The sequence below is a fragment of the Paraburkholderia sp. BR10882 genome (genome assembly GCF_040948855.1).
Taxonomy (GTDB): domain Bacteria; phylum Pseudomonadota; class Gammaproteobacteria; order Burkholderiales; family Burkholderiaceae; genus Paraburkholderia; species Paraburkholderia nodosa_A.
On sequence record NZ_JBFPKP010000006.1, the window covers coordinates 353,609 to 373,062 of the forward strand.

13 protein-coding genes are annotated in these 19,454 nt (G+C 66.0%); 8 read left to right on the forward strand and 5 right to left on the reverse strand.

All coding sequences use genetic code 11. The features are described 5' to 3' along the window. Window positions 1-54: 54 nt before the first annotated feature. The 4 genes from thiC (at window position 55) to AB3X99_RS18500 (ending at window position 4,959) form a co-directional block, all read left to right on the forward strand. Window positions 55-1,986 (forward strand): phosphomethylpyrimidine synthase ThiC, encoded by a 1,932-nt coding sequence (thiC, locus tag AB3X99_RS18485; protein WP_368617719.1) that lies wholly within the window; start codon window positions 55-57, stop codon window positions 1,984-1,986. Window positions 1,987-2,198: 212 nt separating this feature from the next. Next, a complete protein-coding gene (locus AB3X99_RS18490; protein WP_069268170.1) occupies window positions 2,199-2,420 on the forward strand; it encodes a glycine zipper 2TM domain-containing protein in 222 nt (73 codons plus the stop codon). Window positions 2,421-2,738: 318 nt separating this feature from the next. Next, a complete protein-coding gene (locus AB3X99_RS18495) occupies window positions 2,739-3,128 on the forward strand; it encodes a hypothetical protein (protein ID WP_368617720.1) in 390 nt (129 codons plus the stop codon). Window positions 3,129-3,360: 232 nt separating this feature from the next. After that, entirely contained in the window at window positions 3,361-4,959 is a 1,599-nt protein-coding gene (locus AB3X99_RS18500; protein WP_368617721.1) for an L-lactate permease, read from the forward strand. 110 nt (window positions 4,960-5,069) lie between these two features. On the opposite strand, the gene bamC is transcribed toward AB3X99_RS18500, so the two are convergent. Further along, on the reverse strand, window positions 5,070-6,308 hold the full coding sequence (gene bamC, locus AB3X99_RS18505; RefSeq protein WP_069268172.1) for an outer membrane protein assembly factor BamC: 1,239 nt from the start codon (window positions 6,306-6,308) through the stop codon (window positions 5,070-5,072). Window positions 6,309-6,694: 386 nt separating this feature from the next. Here bamC and AB3X99_RS18510 point away from each other — a divergent pair, with 386 nt between their 5' ends. Together AB3X99_RS18510 and AB3X99_RS18515 are read left to right on the forward strand one after the other, a co-directional pair. Beyond that, on the forward strand, window positions 6,695-7,168 hold the full coding sequence (locus AB3X99_RS18510; RefSeq protein WP_342945928.1) for a DUF2844 domain-containing protein: 474 nt from the start codon (window positions 6,695-6,697) through the stop codon (window positions 7,166-7,168). Beyond that, window positions 7,165-8,445 (forward strand): DUF3443 domain-containing protein, encoded by a 1,281-nt coding sequence (locus AB3X99_RS18515; RefSeq protein ID WP_368617722.1) that lies wholly within the window; start codon window positions 7,165-7,167, stop codon window positions 8,443-8,445. The genes AB3X99_RS18510 and AB3X99_RS18515 overlap by 4 nt, the downstream gene beginning before the upstream one ends. A 131-nt stretch (window positions 8,446-8,576) precedes the next feature. Here the strand turns inward: AB3X99_RS18515 and AB3X99_RS18520 are convergent, their stop codons facing one another. Further along, complete coding sequence (locus AB3X99_RS18520) at window positions 8,577-9,146, reverse strand: hypothetical protein (RefSeq protein ID WP_368617723.1); 570 nt, start codon at window positions 9,144-9,146, stop codon at window positions 8,577-8,579. A 120-nt stretch (window positions 9,147-9,266) separates the two neighbouring features. Here AB3X99_RS18520 and AB3X99_RS18525 point away from each other — a divergent pair, with 120 nt between their 5' ends. Next, entirely contained in the window at window positions 9,267-11,000 is a 1,734-nt protein-coding gene (locus AB3X99_RS18525) for a VRR-NUC domain-containing protein (protein WP_368617724.1), read from the forward strand. Continuing rightward, window positions 10,997-13,288 (forward strand): ATP-dependent DNA helicase, encoded by a 2,292-nt coding sequence (locus AB3X99_RS18530; protein ID WP_368617725.1) that lies wholly within the window; start codon window positions 10,997-10,999, stop codon window positions 13,286-13,288. Before AB3X99_RS18525 ends, AB3X99_RS18530 begins: the two co-directional genes overlap by 4 nt. Window positions 13,289-13,360: 72 nt before the next feature. Here the strand turns inward: AB3X99_RS18530 and AB3X99_RS18535 are convergent, their stop codons facing one another. The 3 genes from AB3X99_RS18535 to xylG form a co-directional block, all read right to left on the reverse strand. Continuing rightward, window positions 13,361-16,213: an AAA family ATPase gene (locus tag AB3X99_RS18535; RefSeq protein WP_368617726.1), complete on the reverse strand. Its 2,853-nt coding sequence runs from the start codon at window positions 16,211-16,213 to the stop codon at window positions 13,361-13,363. A gap of 487 nt (window positions 16,214-16,700) precedes the next feature. After that, window positions 16,701-17,900, reverse strand: a complete 1,200-nt coding sequence (locus AB3X99_RS18540; RefSeq protein ID WP_368617727.1) for a sugar ABC transporter permease — start codon at window positions 17,898-17,900, stop codon at window positions 16,701-16,703. After that, complete coding sequence (xylG, locus tag AB3X99_RS18545) at window positions 17,897-19,450, reverse strand: D-xylose ABC transporter ATP-binding protein (protein WP_368617728.1); 1,554 nt, start codon at window positions 19,448-19,450, stop codon at window positions 17,897-17,899. Before xylG ends, AB3X99_RS18540 begins: the two co-directional genes overlap by 4 nt. Between the last annotated feature and the right edge of the window lie 4 nt (window positions 19,451-19,454).

Sequence of the window (19,454 nt, forward strand, 5' to 3'; positions counted from 1 at the left end):
TCGTCTCCTGCTAAGCCGCTGTTCCCACTTTGCTTTGCATGGAGAGAGAGACGCATGAACGCGAATCCGAAGTTCATTTCCGCCAACGCGCACGTCGACGAAGCCGCGATCGCGCCGCTGCCCAATTCCCGCAAGATCTACGTGACCGGTTCGCAGCCCGATATCCGCGTGCCGATGCGCGAGATCACGCAGGCGGATACGCCCACGGGCTTCGGCGGCGAGAAGAATCCGCCGATCTACGTCTACGACACCTCGGGTCCGTACACCGACCCCGAAGCGAAGATCGACATTCGTGAGGGCCTGCCTGCGCTGCGTCAGGGCTGGATCGAAAAGCGCGGCGACACCGAAGCGCTGCCGGGCCTCTCCTCCGAATACGGCCGCGAGCGCGCCGCCGACCCCGCGACGGCCGAACTGCGCTTCCCCGGCCTGCACCGCACGCCGCGCCGCGCGAAGGCGGGCAAGAACGTCACGCAGATGCACTACGCGCGCCAGGGCATCATCACGCCGGAGATGGAATACATCGCGATTCGCGAGAACCAGCGCCGCGCCGAGTATCTGGAAAGCCTCAGGGCGAGTGGCCCGAACGGCGCGAAGCTCGCGGCGATGATGGGCCGCCAGCATCCGGGCCAGGCGTTCGGCGCAGCCGCTTTCGGCGAGAACGCGCTCAAGGCAATCACGCCCGAGTTCGTGCGCGACGAAATCGCGCGCGGCCGCGCGATCATTCCGGCGAACATCAACCACCCGGAAAGCGAGCCGATGATCATCGGCCGCAACTTCCTCGTGAAGATCAACGCGAACATCGGCAATTCGGCGGTCACTTCGTCGATCGGCGAAGAAGTCGACAAGATGACGTGGGCGATCCGCTGGGGCGGCGACACGGTCATGGACCTCTCGACCGGCAAGCACATTCACGAAACGCGCGAGTGGATCATCCGCAACTCGCCAGTGCCGATCGGCACGGTGCCGATCTACCAGGCGCTCGAAAAGGTCAACGGCAAAGCCGAAGACCTCACGTGGGAAATGTTCCGCGACACGCTCATCGAGCAGGCCGAGCAGGGCGTGGACTACTTCACGATTCACGCGGGCGTGCGCCTGCAATACGTGCCGCTCACCGCGAACCGCATGACGGGCATCGTCTCGCGCGGCGGCTCGATCATGGCCAAGTGGTGTCTCGCACATCACAGGGAGTCCTTCATTTATGAGCATTTCGAAGAGATCTGCGAAATCATGAAGGCATACGACGTGAGCTTCTCGCTCGGCGACGGCCTGCGTCCCGGCTCGATCTACGACGCCAATGACGAAGCGCAGCTCGGCGAACTGAAGACGCTTGGCGAGCTCACGCAGATCGCGTGGAAGCACGACGTGCAGGTGATGATCGAAGGCCCGGGCCACGTGCCGATGCAGCTCATCAAGGAGAACATGGATCTCCAGCTCGACTGGTGCAAGGAAGCGCCCTTCTACACGCTCGGGCCGCTCACCACCGACATCGCGCCGGGCTACGACCATATCACCTCGGGCATCGGCGCTGCGATGATTGGCTGGTTCGGCACGGCCATGCTCTGCTATGTCACGCCGAAGGAACACCTGGGCCTGCCGAACAAGGACGACGTGAAGGAAGGCATCATCACGTACAAGCTCGCGGCGCATGCGGCCGATCTCGCGAAGGGTCACCCGGGCGCGCAGGTGCGCGACAACGCACTGTCGAAGGCGCGCTTCGAGTTCCGCTGGGAAGACCAGTTCAACCTCGGCCTCGATCCGGACAAGGCGCGCGAGTTCCACGACGAAACGCTGCCGAAGGACTCGGCCAAGGTCGCGCACTTCTGCTCGATGTGCGGCCCGCACTTCTGCTCGATGAAGATCACCCAGGACGTGCGCGACTTCGCGGCCAGGCAAGGCGTGAGCGACGACGAGGCCCTCAAGAAGGGCATGGAAGTGAAGGCGGTCGAGTTCATCAAGCAAGGCGCCGAAATCTATCAGCGCCAGTAAGCGCTGACTTCGGGCTGACTCAGGGCTCACTACGCCCCGGCGGGCGCTCGCCGCCCGCCGAAACATTTACTAACGATTCCCACAACTCTCTGACAAGCGCACACACCCTGATACGGGTCGCGTGGCTAGCATGAGGGTGTCGAAGGCGCAGCGTGCGTGCCAGCGCACGCCGCACCGCACACTCGAACGCATCATGCGTAGGGAGTCGAAAAATGAATACGCTCAAACGTGCACGCACGCTACTCACGGTGACGACACTCATCGCCGTGCTGGGCAGTCTCGGCGCTTGCGACAACATGTCGAGACGCGACCGCGATACGGTGATCGGCGCGGGCGTGGGTGGCGTGGCCGGCGCGGCGATCGGCGGCAATGCGCTCTCGACCGTGGGCGGCGCAGCGGTGGGTGGCGTGATCGGCAATCAGGTGGGCAAGTAAGCGTTAGCGCCAGTACGGATCGACGATGCGGCTGCACGACGGGCTGCACGATCGAAGCGACGGCACAGAGCAGAAACGACACGACAGGCAACACGCCATCCACGGCGTGCATCAGGGAAGGATGCGCGGCGCAGACCCTCACGGGCTGCGCCGCGTTTGCTTGGGTCGATGTCGTCGCAGCGGCACGGCTACGCGAAATATTCTGTTAACGAAGCACGACGCAAAGCGCGTTGGTACGGCGTAAGCTCGAACGAATCAGACGGCCCGGGCCTGATGGCGATCATCCTGCGCGGCCGTTCGCCACTCGCGGAGCCCGCCATGAAACGTCCGTCTGTGCTTGTGATCGCCGCCGCGAGCGCGCTCCCCGCGCTTTCCGGCTGCTACTACTACGCCCCCTACGGCTACCCGCCCTACTACTACGGCACCGTGCCCGTCGCCGCCACCCAGCAGGAAACCGCGGTCGTGCAAACGGCGCCGAACCCCGCGCCTGCCGCCGTGCCCGACGCGCAGTATCCGGGACCGCTCTATCCCTCGCCGCCGGTTGCGATCGCCGTGCCTGCGTGGCCGGCCTATCCAGCATATCCAGCGGTCTACCCCGCGACCTATCCCGCGTACTACCCTTACCCTGCGTACGGCTGGGGCGGGGGCGCGCCCGCCGTCTCTTTCGGCTTCGGCTACTGGGGCGGCGGCAGGCACTGGCATCACTGAATGTTCACGCACCCAGCCACGCCGCGAACTGCGCCACAAAACGGTGCCGGACCGTACTTTCCCTCCTTGACGCTCCCGTCTCGTTATCTATCCTCCAAGTGGGCTAGCGGGGATTGAAGCACCGCCTTAACTCGGCCGCCTGGCCGGGCCCTGAACTCCACAGCCGACGACGCGCCCCGGCGCATGCTGCCGCACTGCTGCGCCGATAACGAACCAGCATAAAGGAGACGTGATGTTCCACCAGCTGTTGACCCCCATCGGCAATTCGCTGCTGTTTTCGTTTCTGATCGCCGTGCTGCCGATTCTCACCGTGCTCGCCCTGCTCGGCTGGGCGCGGCGGCCTGCATGGCAAGCCTCGCTCGCGGGGCTCGTGGTCGGTCTGATCGTCGCGATCGCCGGCTGGCAGTTTCCGGTCAATCTCGCGATCAGCTCGGTGCTCGCGGGCGTGGTGTTCGCACTCTGGCCGGTGATGTGGATCGTCGTCACGGCGATCCTGCTCTACAACATCGCGCTGCGCTCGGGCCGCTTCGCGGCGTTTCGCATGTGGTTGCTCGACAATCTGCCCAACGACCGGCGCATCGTGCTCGTCGTGGTCGGCTTCTCGTTCGGCGCGCTGTTCGAAGGGATTTCCGGCTTCGGCACGCCAATCGCCATCACGAGTTCGCTGCTCATCATGCTCGGCTTCCCGACGCTCGAGGCCCTGACCTTCACGCTCATCTTCAACACGGCGCCTGTTGCGTTCGGTGCGCTCGGCGTGCCGATCACGGTGCTCGGCGCGGTCACGCACCTGCCCGCCGATCTGCTCGGTCAAATGGTCGGCCGCCAGTTGCCGTTCTTCGCCTTGCTGCTGCCGTTCTATGTCATTGCGATCTACGCGGGCATGGGCGGCATGCTGCGCATCTGGCCGGTGCTGCTCGTCTCGGGCGGCAGCTTCGCCCTCACGCAGTTCATCACCGCCAACTTCATCAACTACAGCCTCACCGACGTGCTCTCGTCGCTCGTCTCGCTGATCCTCACCATCCTGTTCCTGCGCGTGTGGAAGCCCGCGCCCGATCCGCGCTTCGCCATCAAGGTCGATCGCGCGAAGGAAGCGCGCGGCGCCGTGACGGGCGCGCAGGGCTGGTATCCGTGGATCATCGTCGCGGCCGTCGTGATCATCTGGACCGTCGCGCGGGTCTTCACGATCGGCGAGGTGAAGGTGCCGTGGCCGGGCCTCGACAAGGCCGTCTACATCACGCTCTACAACACGCCCTATGGCGCGATCTGGGACTTCCAGCCGCTCGCCACCGGCACGGCGATTCTCGTCGCGGCGATCATCACCGCGTTCGTCGTGCGCCTGAAACCCGCCGATTTCGGCGTCGCGATCGTCGATACCTGGGTGCAGACGCGCATCGCCATCCTCACGGTCGCGACCATCGTCGGGCTCGCGTTCCTCATGAACTACTCGGGCCTCACCTATACGCTGGGTCTCGCGGTGTCTTCGGTCGGCGCGTTCTTCCCGCTCGTTTCGGCCTTCCTCGGCTGGGTCGCGGTGTTCCTTTCGGGCAGCGACACCTCGGGCAATGCGCTGTTCGGCAACCTCCAGGTGGTAGCCGCGAAACAGCTCAATCTCAACCCCATCCTGATGGCGGCGACCAACTCGTCGGGTGGCGTCATGGGCAAGATGATCTCGCCGCAAAACATCGCGACGGGCGTCGCCACCACGGACCTCAAGGGCCAGGAAGGCATTGTGTTCGCGAAGACGTTCAAGCACTCGATCCTGTTGACCGTGTTGCTCGGCATCCTCGTGTGGCTGCAGCAGAACGTGCTCACCTGGATGATTCCGCACTGAGTACGGCTCGCGCGCGGGCATGAAAAAACCCGCCGGCGCGGCGATGCGCAGGCGGGTTTTCTTTTGCGGCCTTGAGCCAGACAACGCTGGCTCGAGCGTGCGCGCAATGTTTAGTGCAGTTCGTCGACCACGAGGCTCATGATCTCCTGCGCCGGACGCGACGAGTCGATCTGGCCGCTGTCGTCCACGATCGCGACGCGCGTCTGGTTGTCCGTCACGGCGCGCACGTTGAGCTTGTACTGCTTCGCGGTCTTTTCCTTGCGGCCGTGGAAGATCTGGTTCCAGAAGCCCTGCTCGTCCGAGCTGTGGTCCTTCGGATCGACATAGCGCACGTAGTAGATGCCCTTCGTGCGGTCGCGATCGTCCACCGTGAAGTTGGCGCGGTCGAGCGCGATGCCCACGCGCACCCATGCGCGGTCGTACGGCTCACCGAGCGTGAGCTCCGACGAAGTGTACTGACCCGACGTGCCCTGCGCGTTCGACGAGCCGCTGCCCGATTGCTGGCCCACGGCCGCGACGTTCTGCGCGGCCATGGCGGCCGCAGCGGCGTCCGGAGCCTTCGACTTCGCGTCGGTGCCCTTGCTGTTGGCCTTGGCGTCGGCTTCGGCCGCGACCTGCGCGTCGGGCACGCCCGGCTTCGCGTTCGCGAGCGTCATCATGAGGCGCTTGAGGTACTCGGCTTCGAGCGCGGGATCGTTGGGCTTCGGCACCCACTTGCTGGTGTCGTTGTTGGTGCCCGAGAGCTGTTCGCTCAGACCCTTCTGGCTGATGAACACATAGGTGCCGCCGCTGGGCGACGTTTCGAGGCGCGTGCGGTACTTGTTGCGCTCGGCGGTCACGTACGAGTTGCCCGTGGCCCACGAGAGCGTGTTGCGGATGAGGCCGTCGCTGATCTTCGGATGGGTTTCGTTCCAGTCCGTTTCCATCACGCCCTTGTCGCGCTGGTCGACCACGAGCAGGAAGCCCTGTTCCTGCCAGAAGCGGCGCACTTGCGCCCAGACCTGCTCGGGCGTGCGGCTGTCGATGACGAGCCAGCTTTCCGTGCCGTCACGCTGGATATGCATGCCCGGCACCTGCGGGACCACCTGGGCCTCGTCGGACTGCGGCGCGGCGGCCTGGGTCTGCTTGAGCGAGGACAGCGACGTTTCGCCGCCCTGCGGCGCGAGCGAGCGCTGGTCGGACGCTTCGTCGAGCATGTTCGGCGGCACAGCGAGCGAGGACTGCTTCGCCTTGGCGTCACTACGGTAATCGATCTTGCCTGGCGTCGGCGAGCTGCAGCCGGCGACCAGCCCGCCCGCCATCAGAAGCGCGAGCGCGCGTGCGGCAAGACGTTGATGAAAATCACTCATGTTCGGGTAATCCCTTCGGCTACGCCACGGCCAGTTTCCGTGGATCAACCAAACATTTTACCGGTCCGGCGGCCCGCTGTGCAAAAACCACGGGGTGGCACGCAATCCAGGCCCGATATCCGCAGCGGCGACGCGCGCCGAACCGCGGTCGCGGCACTCCAGACCGACCGCGCCTTAACATTCATCCACATTCGATCCGGCGCGGCGAACCTACTGAAAAGCCGCCAATTTCCTTTTGGATCAACGCATTAACTCCTCCCCACGCGCAAACGCTGCTTTGCGCTGTGCCGCCCTCCCGGCCTGGGACGCTCGCAAGAACGACCCTGGTGCTAATTTCATCTCGAAATCTCAAAAAAGATTCGTAAATAGCAGGACCGGAGAGCGTCATGAAAACTTGCAGCCTCACCCAGGCGGGCCGCGCCGCAGCCTTCGCCTGCGCGCTCAATTGCCTCGGCTTCGCCGCCGCGCCGGCCCGGGCCGCGCTCGGCGACACCGCGACCGTACCGGCCGGCGCCGCCCAACGCAGCATCGGTGGCGGCGCCGGCCGCGTCGTCAGCTACGTCGACGACAACGGCACGACCATCAACGCCTATGTGGGCAGCGCGGCCGGGACGGTCTTCGCGTACACGTGGCAGGGGCCGGCTCAGCCCAACGTTGGGGCGCTACTGGGCCGTTACGCAGCCGACTGGCGCAGCGCCGCCGCGGCGCTTCACGCCACCGGCCGCAACGGCCTGCACGCTGCGCGCGTGGACGGCGCTCAGGTCGTGGTCGAGACGGCCGGCCACATGCGCGCCTACGTGGGACGCGCGTGGCTGCCCGCCGCACTTCCCGCTGGCGTGAGCGTCGGGGATCTCCAATGAAGGCCCGCTCCCGGCGCCTCGCCCTCGTCGCCCCCCTCGCGCTCTTCTCGCTTTGCGCCGCGCTCACCGCGTGCGGTGGCGGCGATGCCGGAACCGCGTCCGCGAGCACAGGCGCCGCGGAACCTGCCAGCGCCTCAACTCCCTCGAGCGCGCCGTCGACCGCCGGCACGAGCCGCACGATTCCGCAATCGACCACGCCCAATGTCGTGGCCGTCACGGTGGGCCCGACGCCCACCTCGACGCACAACATGCTGATGACGAGCGTCACGGTCTGCGTGCCGGGCACCGCGGACTGCACGAGCGTCGACAACGTCCAGCTCGATACCGGCTCCCAAGGCCTGCGCCTGCTCGCTTCGGCGCTGCCGGCAGGCTTCTCGCTGCCCCCCGTGCCAGCCGGTGCGGGGGCCGACATCGCCGGCGAATGCGCCGTGTTCGGCACGGGCTACACGTGGGGCACGGTGCGCAGCGCCGACGTGAAGCTCGCGGGCGAGACTGCCGCTTCGCTGCCGATCCAGTTGATCGCCGACCCGGCCGTGCCCGCGTCAGCGCCGGACGGCTGCGCCGGCAGCGGCCTCGCGATGAACAGCGCCGCCGCGCTGCGCTCGAACGGCATTCTCGGAGTCGGGCCGTTCAGCGCCGATTGCGGCGTGTCCTGCGTCAGGGCGGCCGCCACGCCGTGGTACTACGCCTGCCGCGCGAGCGGCTGCACGGCGAGCGCGCAACCGCTTGCGCAACAAGTCAGCAACCCGGTGGCGGGCTTTGCCACCGACAACAACGGCGTGATCATCGACCTGCCGCCCCTGGCCGACAGCGGCGCGTCCGGGGTGAGGGGGTCGATGATCTTCGGCATCGGCACGCAGGCGAACAACGCGCTCGGCAGCGCGACGGTGCTGCGCGCGAACTCGGGCACCGGCTATGTGAAGACGACGACATCGGACGGCACGGTCTACTCGCTGAGCTACCTCGACACGGGCTCGAACGCGCTGTACTTCAACAGCCCGACGATGACGCGCTGCGGGTTCTGGTATTGCCCGAGTTCGCCGGTCAGCCTCGGTGCGACGATAGCCGGCATCGACGGTGTGGGCGCTTCCGTGACCTTCGCGGTCGCAAGCTCGACGACGCTGCTCGCCACCGGCAACTGGGCCTTCAGCAATCTCGCTGGCTACAACGGTCGCGCGTTCGGCTGGGGACTGCCGTTCTTCTTCGGGCGCCGCGTGTTCACGGCGATCGCCTTGCAGGACACACCTGCAGGCAGTGGACCATTCTTCGCGTTTTGAACGCGCCGGCGATCACCGGAGTCTTATCAGCTACAAACGACGAAGGCCTCTTGCGAGGCCTTCATGAGCGCAGAATGCGCCAACGACGGGTGCTGCCGTAGCAACGCCACGGCGAGCAGCGTGCGTTCGTTTTAATCGTTCGAGGCGTTCGGGTCGGGCGTGGTCTTCGCGAGCTTCGGCGGCGCGAGCCAGCGGAACGTCGCAAGGCCCGACTCGTTGAAGGTGCACTCCGCGGCCGCCGGTGTGCCGACGGCCTTCTTGATACCAAGCTTTGCGACCAGCGCGGCGACCGGCGTGGTCGGCTTGCCCTCTGGCGTGCCGCCTTGGGCGACTGGAGCGGTGGGAACCGAAATCGTGCCGGGCAGCGCCGCCGCCTGCACCATCGGCGCCGTGACCGTGGGCGCCTCGTTGGCGCCCTGCGCCGTGGTGGACGCCGCCGCCGATGCGGCCGAGGCAGACGGCGCCGAGGCGACCACGGCGGCCGAAGCCGCGCCGTTCTCGAGCTGCCCTTCGACCACCACACGGGCGCCACGATACGTCGTCGCGCTATGCGTGACCTTGAGGTCGCCGAGCGTCGTCTCGGCAAGGCGGCTACGCATCGCCTCTTCGCAGGCGCTGGTGTTGCGGTACTGCGCCGCGCATCCCGCGAGCAGGGTGACGGCGGCCGCGAGGCCGGCGAAGCATGCGTTACGTGTGTTCATCGCTCATCCGATTTTCAGGCTGCGGCAATTGTAGCGTACGGGGCGGGGAATCCCTGACGGCGCTCGCGCCCACCGGCGACCCTGCTATCATCGCTGCTGTATATCCGTACAGTGCCACGCGTGCTTCCCGACTCTCCCGATCCGTTCTATTACCTCGCGAACTTCGAGCGTGCGCTAGCGTGGCTCGACGCGCGCTGCGCCGACCTGTTCGACGACGCCGAGCGCCGCTTCGCCGACGAATTCGTGCAGGTGCCGCAAGCATCTCGCGCGCTCTTCGTGCGCATGCTGATGCGTAAGGGTCCCTATTTTCGCGCCAGCCGGCTCGCGTATGACGAGATCGGCTGCCCGCGCGCGGCTGCGGCACCGCTCGTCGCGGCGGGTTGGCTCGACGACGCGCCCGCACTCGATCTCGGCGCGCTCGCCGCGCTTGTGACGAAAGCCGAACTGCAAGCGCTCGCCGAGCGTCTTGGCATCGCGCTCGAAGCTCGCGCCACGCGCGCGGCAACGCTCGAGGCGCTCGATGCACACTATGCCGCCGCGCCCGAACCGCGCGACTGGCGTGCGTGGTTCCCGGCCTCGTCCGACACTGTGCTTTTGTTCGCGAGTGCCCCGCTCTGCGAGCGCCTGCGCCTGATGTTCTTCGGCAACCTGCATCAGGACTGGTCGGAGTTCGTGCTCGCCGACCTCGGCGTCTTTCGCTACGAAAGCGTGCCCTTCGATCACGCCTCGCGTGCGTTCCAGCGACGCGAGGACATCGACGCGTATCTGGCGCTGCGCGATTGCCGCGACGGACTCCAGAGCGCCGCCGAGACCCAGGACTTCGACGCTGCCGGCGCCATCACCGCAACACTCGCAGCACTCGACGCGCTGGCCCCGCGCACGCACGCGAACGCCTGGCTGCGCGCTCGCCACGACAAGCTGCGTCACGCCGCGGGGCTCGCCGCCGAGCGCGCGGGCGAACCCGAACTCGCGTGGCGCGCTTATCTCGACTGCGCTCACCCTGAATCGCGTTACCGCCGCGTGCGTGTGCTCGAACAACTGAACCGACGCGCGGAAGCGCTGGCGCTCGCGCAGACCATTGCCGATGCGCCCGCGAACGAAGAGGAAGCGCAGCGCGCGGCGCGCACGCTCGGGCGTCTCGCGCGCACGCGGGCGAAGTCGAAGACGAGCGCCGGGCCGGGGTTCGCGCAGCTCGAACTCGCGCTGCCCGCGGCGCCTGGCGCACTGCGCGTCGAGGAAGCCGCGCGCATCGCGCTCGCCGCGCCGCAAGCGCCCGTGTTCTATGTCGAGAACACGCTGATCAACGCGCTCTTCGGCCTGCTCTGCTGGCCCGCGCTGTTCGCGCCGATGCCAGGCGCGTTCTTCCACCCGTTCCAGCGCGGCCCCGCCGACCTGCACGCCGCCGACTTCGTCGCACGACGTGCTTCGCAGTTCGAAACATGTCTCGCCGAACTCGAAACGCACGCCTACCGCGAGTCGATTGTGCGCCGCTATGCGGAAAAATCCGGCATCCAGTCACCGTTCGTCGCGTGGCCCGCATTGAGCGACGAACTGCTCACGCTCGCCCTCGACTGCTTCCCCGCCGCTCATCTGCGCCTGTGGTTCGAGCGACTGCTGCGCGAACCCGTCGCGAACCGCTCGGGTCTGCCCGATCTCGTGCGCTTCTGGCCGCACGAGCGGCGCTACGAACTGATCGAGGTGAAAGGCCCCGGCGACCGCTTGCAGGACAACCAGCGCCGTTGGCTGGCCTATTGCGTGCAGCACGGCATGCCGGTTTCCGTATTGCAGGTGCGTTGGCCCAACCTGCCAGACGAAGCCGACGACAGCGCCGGCCAGGCGCTGCCCGCGCCATGAGCTACACGGTGGCCGTGCGCACGCTGTGCGAGTTCACCGCGAAGCGCGGCGACCTCGACTTGCGCTTCACGCCCTCGCCGGACGCAAGCGACGGCCGCGCCGGCCACGCCGCCATCGCCGCGCGGCGCCCGCCCGGCTACGAGACCGAGATCGCGCTTTCCGGCACGTTCGAATCGCTGAGCGTGCGCGGTCGCGCCGACGGCTACGATCCCGCGCGCCGCAGGCTCGAAGAATTCAAGACCTATCGCGGCGACCTCGATGCGATGCGCGAGAATCAGCGCGCGCTGCACTGGGCGCAGTTGCGCGTCTACGGCGCACTTCTCTGCGAAAAACTCGGCCTCGATGGGCTCGAACTCGCTTTGGTGTACTACGACATCGGTTCGGGGTGCGAGACGGCGCTCGTCGAGCATGCGAGCGCGCGGGAATTGCGCACCGCGTTCGAAACGCAATGTCGTCGCTTCGTTGCATGGGCCGAGCAGGAAAGCGCCCACCGCGTCGCACGCGATACCGCGCTTGCCACACTGTGCCTGCCGCATCCGCAGTTTCGACACGGCCAGCGCGATCTTGCCGAAGCCGTCTGGCGCGCGGCGACGCAGGGACGCTGTCTGCTCGCGCAGGCGCCCACCGGCATCGGCAAGACCATCGGCACGCTCTTTCCGCAGTTGAAGGCTTGCCCGCGCGCGGCGATCGACAAGGTCGTATTTCTGAGCGCGAAAAGCTCTGGGCGTCAGTTGGCACTCGACGCGCTCGCTACGCTGACAAGCGCGCAAGACGAAGCAAGCGCCGAAGCGCATCGAACGCCCGTGCCCCTGCGCGTGCTCGAACTCGTCGCGCGCGAAAAGTCGTGCGAGCATCCCGAAGCGGCATGTCATGGCGAATCATGCCCGCTTGCGCGCGGCTTTTACGACCGTCTGCCGGCCGCGCGCGCGGCGGCGCTCGAACGCGTGCGGCTCGACCGCGCGGCACTGCGCGAGGTGGCGAGCGAGCATGCCGTCTGCCCGTACTACCTTGGCCAGGAACTCGCGCGCTGGAGCGACGTGATCGTCGGCGACTACAACTACTGGTTCGACGCGAGCGCCATGCTCTTTATGCTCGCCGCGCACAACCAGTGGCGCGCGAGCGTGCTCGTGGACGAAGCCCACAACCTCCCCGAGCGCGCCCGCGCGATGTATTCGGCGGAACTCGTGCAAACGCGCATCGACGCCGTGCGCCGCGCCGCGAGCGCACCGCTCAAGCGCGCGCTCGCGCGCCTGCAGAAGCACTGGAACGCGCAGAACGCCGTGTTGCCCGGCGCCTGGCGCGCGAGCGACACCTTGCCCGAAGGCCTCGTCGCCGCGCTTGGCGACGTGATCGGGGCGATCGGCGACCAGCTCGCCGAACCCGCGCTCGTGCGCGATCCCGAACTCGAGCGCTTCTATTTCGACGCCCTGCACTTCACGCGCATTGCCGAACGCTTCGATACGCATTCACTCTTCGACGTCACGCCATTGGCGCATCAGAACGCGCGCCGCCCGCGTTCCACGATCGCCATCCGCAACATCGTGCCGGCGGATGCCTTGCGCCCGCGCATCGCCACGGCACACAGCATCACGCTCTTCTCGGCGACGCTCTCGCCCACGCATTACTACAGCGACATGCTCGGGCTGCCCGCCAACACGGTGAGCATCGACATCGACACGCCATTTCGCGCCGAGCAGCTCGACGTCCACATCGCCCGCCATATCTCGACGCGCTATAAGGACCGCGAACGTTCGCTCGAAGCGCTGGTCGGGCGCGTGGCCGCGCAATTTGTCGAACGCCCCGGCAACTATCTGTGCTTTTTCAGCAGCTACGACTATCTGCAGCAAGCCGCCGATGCGTTTGCGGCGCGCCATCCGGAGGTGGAAGTCTGGCTCCAGTCGCGCACCATGGACGAAGCGGATCAGCAGGCCTTCGTCGCGCGCTTCGTGGAAGGCGGCTGCGGCATCGGTTTCGCGGTGCTGGGCGGCGCGTTCGGCGAGGGCATCGATCTGCCGGGCACACGTCTCATCGGCACGTTCATCGCGACGCTCGGCATGCCGCAGGTGAACGCCGTAAACGAGGCGATGCGCGCACGCATGGATACGCTCTACGGCGACGGCTTCGACTACACCTACCTGATTCCGGGCCTGCGCAAGGTCGTGCAGGCCGCCGGGCGCGTGATCCGCACCGAGCAGGATCGCGGCGTCGTACACCTGATGGACGACCGCTTCGCACAGCCCGGCGTGCGCGCGCTGCTGCCCACGTGGTGGCGTATCGCTACGAGTTAATCTGGATTCCAGATCAATCGTGACGTAAAAAACTGGCGCACGTTTCGGTGCGCCAGCCGTTGCTCCACTCAATCAAACAGGCTTCGCCTTGCCCCCGCCCTTGCCGCTCTTCTTCGGAGGCGGGGGCGGTGGATCGCCTTCCATGTCGTCGGCGGCCATCTCGCTCGCGATTTCGTCGACAGGCAGTGCCGCCGTTTTCTTGGCCTTCTTCGCCGGCTTGCTCTCCTTCACGTCGGGTGGCACAGCGATCTTGCTGATCGTGACTTGATCGTTCGTTTTGTCGTAGCCGATCTCGACGGTATCGCCCGACTGCAGCGCGTCACCGAGTATCTCTTTGGCAAGGCGCGTTTCCACTTCCTGGCGAATCTGCCGCTTGAGTTCGCGCGCACCGAACTCCGGCTGATAGCCGGCCTCCACGAGATGATCGACGAGCGTCTGACCCATCAAGAGCGTGATGCCCTGCGCGGACGCCGTGCGCGTCACGCGCTCGAGCTGGATCTGCACGATCGCGCGGATGTTCTCGCGCGAGAGCGCATGAAACACGATGATCTCATCGATGCGATTGAGGAACTCGGGCCGGAAGTGCCCCTTGAGCACCTTCATGAGTTCGGCACGGATCGTCTTGTCGTCGAGCCGCGACTTCTCCGGGCGCTCGAGGTTGTCCATGATGATCGACGCGCCCAGGTTGCTCGTGGCGATCAGAATCGTGTTGCTGAAGTCGACTACGCGACCTTTGCCGTCCGTTAAACGCCCGTCGTCGAACACCTGCAGCAGCACGTTGTAGACGTCCGCGTGCGCCTTCTCGATCTCGTCGAGCAGAATCACGCTGTACGGGCGGCGCCGCACGCGCTCGGTAAGCTGGCCACCCTCGTCGTAGCCCACGTAGCCCGGCGGCGCGCCGATGAGCCGCGCCACTGCATGACGCTCCATGTACTCGCTCATGTCGATGCGGATGATCGCCTGCTCGTCGCCGAACACGGTTTCCGCCAGCGCCTTCGCAAGCTCGGTCTTGCCTACGCCGGTCGGCCCGAGGAACAGGAAGGTCGCAATCGGCCGGTTCGACTGACCGAGTCCGGCGCGCGAAAGACGTACGGCGTCGCTTACGGCGACCACGGCATCTTCCTGGCCTACCACGCGTTCGCGCAGCGTCTCTTCCATCTTGAGCAGCTTCTGGCGCTCTTCCTGGGTGAGATCCGCGACCGGAATGCCAGTGAGCCGCGACACGACCTCGGCAATCGACGCCACCGTGACTTCGAGCGTTTCCGAACCCGTCTTGCGCTGCCACGCCTCGGTCAGCTCTTCGAGCTTTGCCTGCTTCTCGTTGATGCGCTCCTCGAAACCCTTAGCCTCGTCGAAGCGCTTGCGCGAAGCCGCGTAGTCCTGCTCGCGTTTGAGTTGCGCGATCTCCGCTTCGAGTTCCTGCATCTCGGCGGGACGCGACGTCGAACCGATGCGCACGCGCGCGGCTGCCTGGTCGATGAGATCGATCGCCTTGTCCGGCAAGAAGCGTGACGTGATGTAGCGATCCGACAATTCGGCCGCGGCCACGAAGGCGTCGTCGGCGAAGGTCACCTGATGGTGGGCTTCGAGCTTGTCGCGCAAACCGCGCAGGATCACGATGGTTTGCTCGACCGTGGGCTCCGGCACGAGCACGGGCTGAAAGCGCCGTTCGAGTGCCGCGTCTTTCTCGATGTACTTTTGATACTCGTTCAGCGTCGTGGCACCAATGAGGCTCAACTCGCCGCGCGCCAGCGCGGGCTTCAGCACGTTGGCAATATCGAGTCCGCCTTCGCCGCCGCCCTGCCCCGCGCCAACGATCGTGTGCAGTTCGTCGATGAAGAGGATCAACTCGTCGTGTTTCGCGGTCACTTCGTCGATCAGCTGCTTCGCGCGTTCCTCGAACTCGCCGCGGTATTTCGCGCCCGCGACCATCGAATTGATGTTCACCTCCACGAGCCGCTTGCCGCGCAGCACCTCGGGCACATCGCCATTGACGATGCGTTGTGCGAGCCCTTCCACGATGGCGGTCTTGCCCACGCCCGGCTCGCCGATCAGCACCGGGTTGTTCTTCTTGCGCCGCGCGAGCACTTCGATCGTGCTCTCGATTTCCTGCGCGCGGCCCAGCACCGGATCGAGCTTGCCTTGCCGTGCCATGGCTGTCAGGTCCCGGCCGAACTTGTCGAGCGTGGGCGTGCCCGTAGGCGCATCGACGCGGCCGTCTTCCGCGCCCTTGCCCACGACCTTCACGACCTTCTGGCGCAGCGCCTCGGGCGTCACGCCGTACTTCTTGAGCAGCGCGCCCGCAATGCTGTCGGGCACCGCAGCGAGTCCGATCAGCAGATGCTCGGGGCCAACGTACGAGTGACCGAGATCGCGCGAGGCCTGAAACGCGAACTGAAACGCTTTTTTCAGGCGCGGCGAAATCGTCATCTTGTCGATGGGCGCGTCGGGCGAAGCCGTGCCCTTTTGCGCGTGCTGATCGATATAGCCTTTGATGTCCTGCGGCGAGAGCTTCAACTCCTTCAGGAGTGCGGCGCAAACATCGGTGTCCGCCAGGACGTACAGCAGGTGTTCCGTGTCGAGTTCATTGCGCTGCAGTTCATGGGCTTTCTCCGCGGCGCGCTGCAGGATTTCGAGCGTCTGCTCGCTGAATGCATCGGTCGCATCGACGGATTCGCGCGGCACCTCGGCGGCGAGGTCGTGCCCCTCGTCGTCGTGCTCGTCCTCGCCGCCTTGTCCACCGAAAAAGCGTGACAGGCCACTGCCGCCCAGCAGCGAATCGAACGGGTTGAGCATGCTTTGGTGACGCATCAGTTGGCGGTAGTCGTAGTCGCAGATCGACATGGACTTGCGCTGCCCGTTTTGCACGACAGTCACGCGCGCGACTGCAGGCCGGGAGTTACAAATTTCGCAAAGAGTGGGCATGGTCGGCTTGTCTCCGAGGGTTCGGAATCGCGCCGCCGAAGTTGGCAAAACGCTGGCACAACCTCGCGGCATGATTCGGTGCAACGCGAGCACTCATGCAGCGGTTGCACCAGCAAAGCGACAAATCGGCGAGCACGCGCTGGAACACGACGACGCGGTGCTGTGGCTGACGATGACCTTGCGGGCGGCATGAATCGCACGTATCGCGTGCGCATGCCGCCCTGCACAGGTGCGAACGATTGTGGCAGGAAACGGTCGCCGGCGCGTCGAACATGCGCCGCTCGGTGCGAGATGCTTGAGCGGCCACAGCAAAGAAAAAGGGCGGGACATGAGTCCCGCCCTGAGAGCGCGCTCGGCGCGCGCGAGGAGAGCAACTGCGCGTGGCAGTCATCCGCAAAAATTACGCCGCGGTGTCACGCGCGATGCAAGAACACGGTCATGATTTTCATGGCGTCAGCAGGTTTGCAATCGTGCGCGCCACGCTTTCTCAGCGGCGGTTCGAGCCCGACACCACGTCGATCCACACGGCAAGCACGAGAATGCCGCCCTTCACAATCATCTGCCAATACGCGTCCACGTCGAGCATCGACATGCCGTTGTCGAGGCTCGCCATCACGAGTGCGCCGATCAGCGCGCCATACACGGTGCCGGAACCGCCGCGCATCGACGTGCCGCCGATAAAGCAGGCCGCGATCGCGTCGAGCTCGCCCATCGTGCCCGCCGAGGGCGAACCCGCCGCGAGACGCGCCGTATTGACGATACCCGCGAAGGCACACATGAGACCCATGAGCGCGAAAATGACAAGCTTCACGCGGTTCGTGTTCACGCCCGAAAGGCGCGTGGCTTCGAGGTTCGAGCCCACCGCGTAGATACGCCGGCCGAACACGGTTTGCGTGGCGATCCATGTGAAGATACCGAGCAGCGCGAGCAGCAGCAGCACGGGCACCGGAATGCCGCCATAGCTGTCGAGCATCAGCACGAAGGCAAGCAGGATCGCACCCGCCCCGACGATCTTCACGCCGTCTTGCCAGAGTGGCACGACGCTCAGCTGATAGCGCCTGCGGTTCCCACGCTGGCGCACCGTAAGCACGGCGAGCAGCACGAAGAGCGCGAGCGCCAGCACGTCGCCCGCCACGCGCGGCAAGTAGCCCTGGCCGAGAAACACGAAGTGATCGGACACCGGCGCGATGGTCGAGCCGCCCGTGATGCCGAGCAGCACGCCGCGAAACGCGAGCATGCCGCCGAGACCCACGATGAACGACGGCACGCGGCGGTACGTCGACCACCAGCCGTTGAAGAGTCCGACGAGCACGCCAAGCACGAGCACCGCCGGCACGGTCACGCCGATCGGCCAGCCGCGATTCACATCGAGAATCGCCGCGACGCCGCCGAGCAGGCCGAGCAGCGAGCCGACCGATAGATCGATCTCGCCCGCGATGATGACGAACACCATGCCGCACGCGAGCATGCCGGTAATCGACATCTGCCGCAGCAGGTTAGACACGTTGCGCGGCGTGACGAACGCGCCGTGCGTGAGCAGCGAAAAGAACAGCCAGATCACCGCTACTGCGAGCAGCAGCGCGAGGATCTTGTAGCGGGCGAAGAGTTGCTGGAAACGCATGGCGAAGCCATTACCGCCTTGCGGCAGGTCTTCGCGTGCGCCCTGGGTCGTGACGTCGGGGGTCATACTGCACTCGCTGTATCGGGTTGGGCGCGCACGCTCTGGATCGCTGCGCCGAGAATGTCTTCCTGCGTGAGGTCGTCATTGACGAAGTCGCCGCGCAACTCGCCCTCGCCGATCACGAGCACGCGGTCGCTGATGCCCAGCACTTCGGGCAATTCGGACGACACCATCACGATCGCCACACCGCGTTTGGCCAACTGGAAGATCAGTTTGTAGATCTCGTACTTCGCGCCGACATCCACGCCGCGCGTCGGCTCGTCGAGGATCAGCACCTTGGGGTCGGTGAGCAGCATCTTGGTGAGCACCGCCTTCTGCTGATTGCCGCCCGAGAGGCTCGCAATCGACAGCATGGGGTTCGCCGCGCGCACCGAAAGGCGCTGCATCTCCGTGCGGATCGTATCGAGTTCGGCGGCCGTGTCGATGCGGCCGTGCCTCGAAAAGCGCTGCAGCACCGAGAGCGTGATGTTGTGGCCCACGCCCAGTTGCGGCACGATGCCGTGACGCTTGCGGTCCTCGGGCACCATGGCGATGCCCGCGTTGATCGCGTCGAGCGGCGAACGGATTTTCAGCGGCTTGCCATCGAGCAAGACCGTCGCGGTGCATGCGCCCGCATACGCACCGAAGATCGCCTGCATGGTTTCCGTGCGGCCCGCGCCGACGAGTCCGGCCACGCCGAGGATTTCGCCGCGACGCACCGAGAACGAGACGTCGTCCACGCGCTTGCGGCGCGGGTTCGTCACGTCGTAGCAGGTCACGTTGCGGGCCTCGAACACGACCTCGCCGATATCATGCGCCTCGCGCGGAAAGAGATTGCGGATCTCACGCCCCACCATCTGCGCGATGATCCGATCGGTCGTGAGCGTCGCCATCGGCTCGGTGGCCACGTGCCGGCCGTCGCGAATCACGCTCACCGTGTCGCACACGGCTTCGACCTCGTCGAGCTTGTGCGAGATGTAGACGCACGCCACGCCGCGGCGCTTCAGGTCGCGCACGATGTCGAGCAGGATCTTCGTTTCCGCCGCCGTGAGCGAAGACGACGGCTCGTCGAGAATCAGCAGCTTCGCGCGCTTGTTCAGCGCCTTCGCGATCTCGATGAGCTGTTGATGGCCGCCGCCATAGTTCATCACCGGCTGCGCCACGTTGATGGCGTCGATGTTCAGCTCGCGCAGCAATTCGTCGGCGCGCTGGTACATCGCCGCGTAATTCATGCGCCCGCCCGGAAGCGTGATTTCGTTGCCGAGAAAGATGTTCTCGGCCACCGACAGCTCGGGCACGAGCATCAGTTCCTGGTGGATGATGACGATGCCCGCGCGTTCGGTGTCGCGCACACTTTGCGCTTCGAGCGGCGCGCCTTCCCAACGGATCTCGCCGCTCCAGGTGCCGTGCGGGTACACGCCCGAGAGCACTTTCATGAGCGTGGATTTGCCGGCGCCGTTCTCGCCGCACAGCCCCACGCATTCGCCGGGCCGCACGGTGAGGTCGATGCCGTCGAGCGCTTTCACGCCCGCAAAGGACTTGACGATGCCGCGCATCGTCAGCAAGGGTTCGGTCATACGC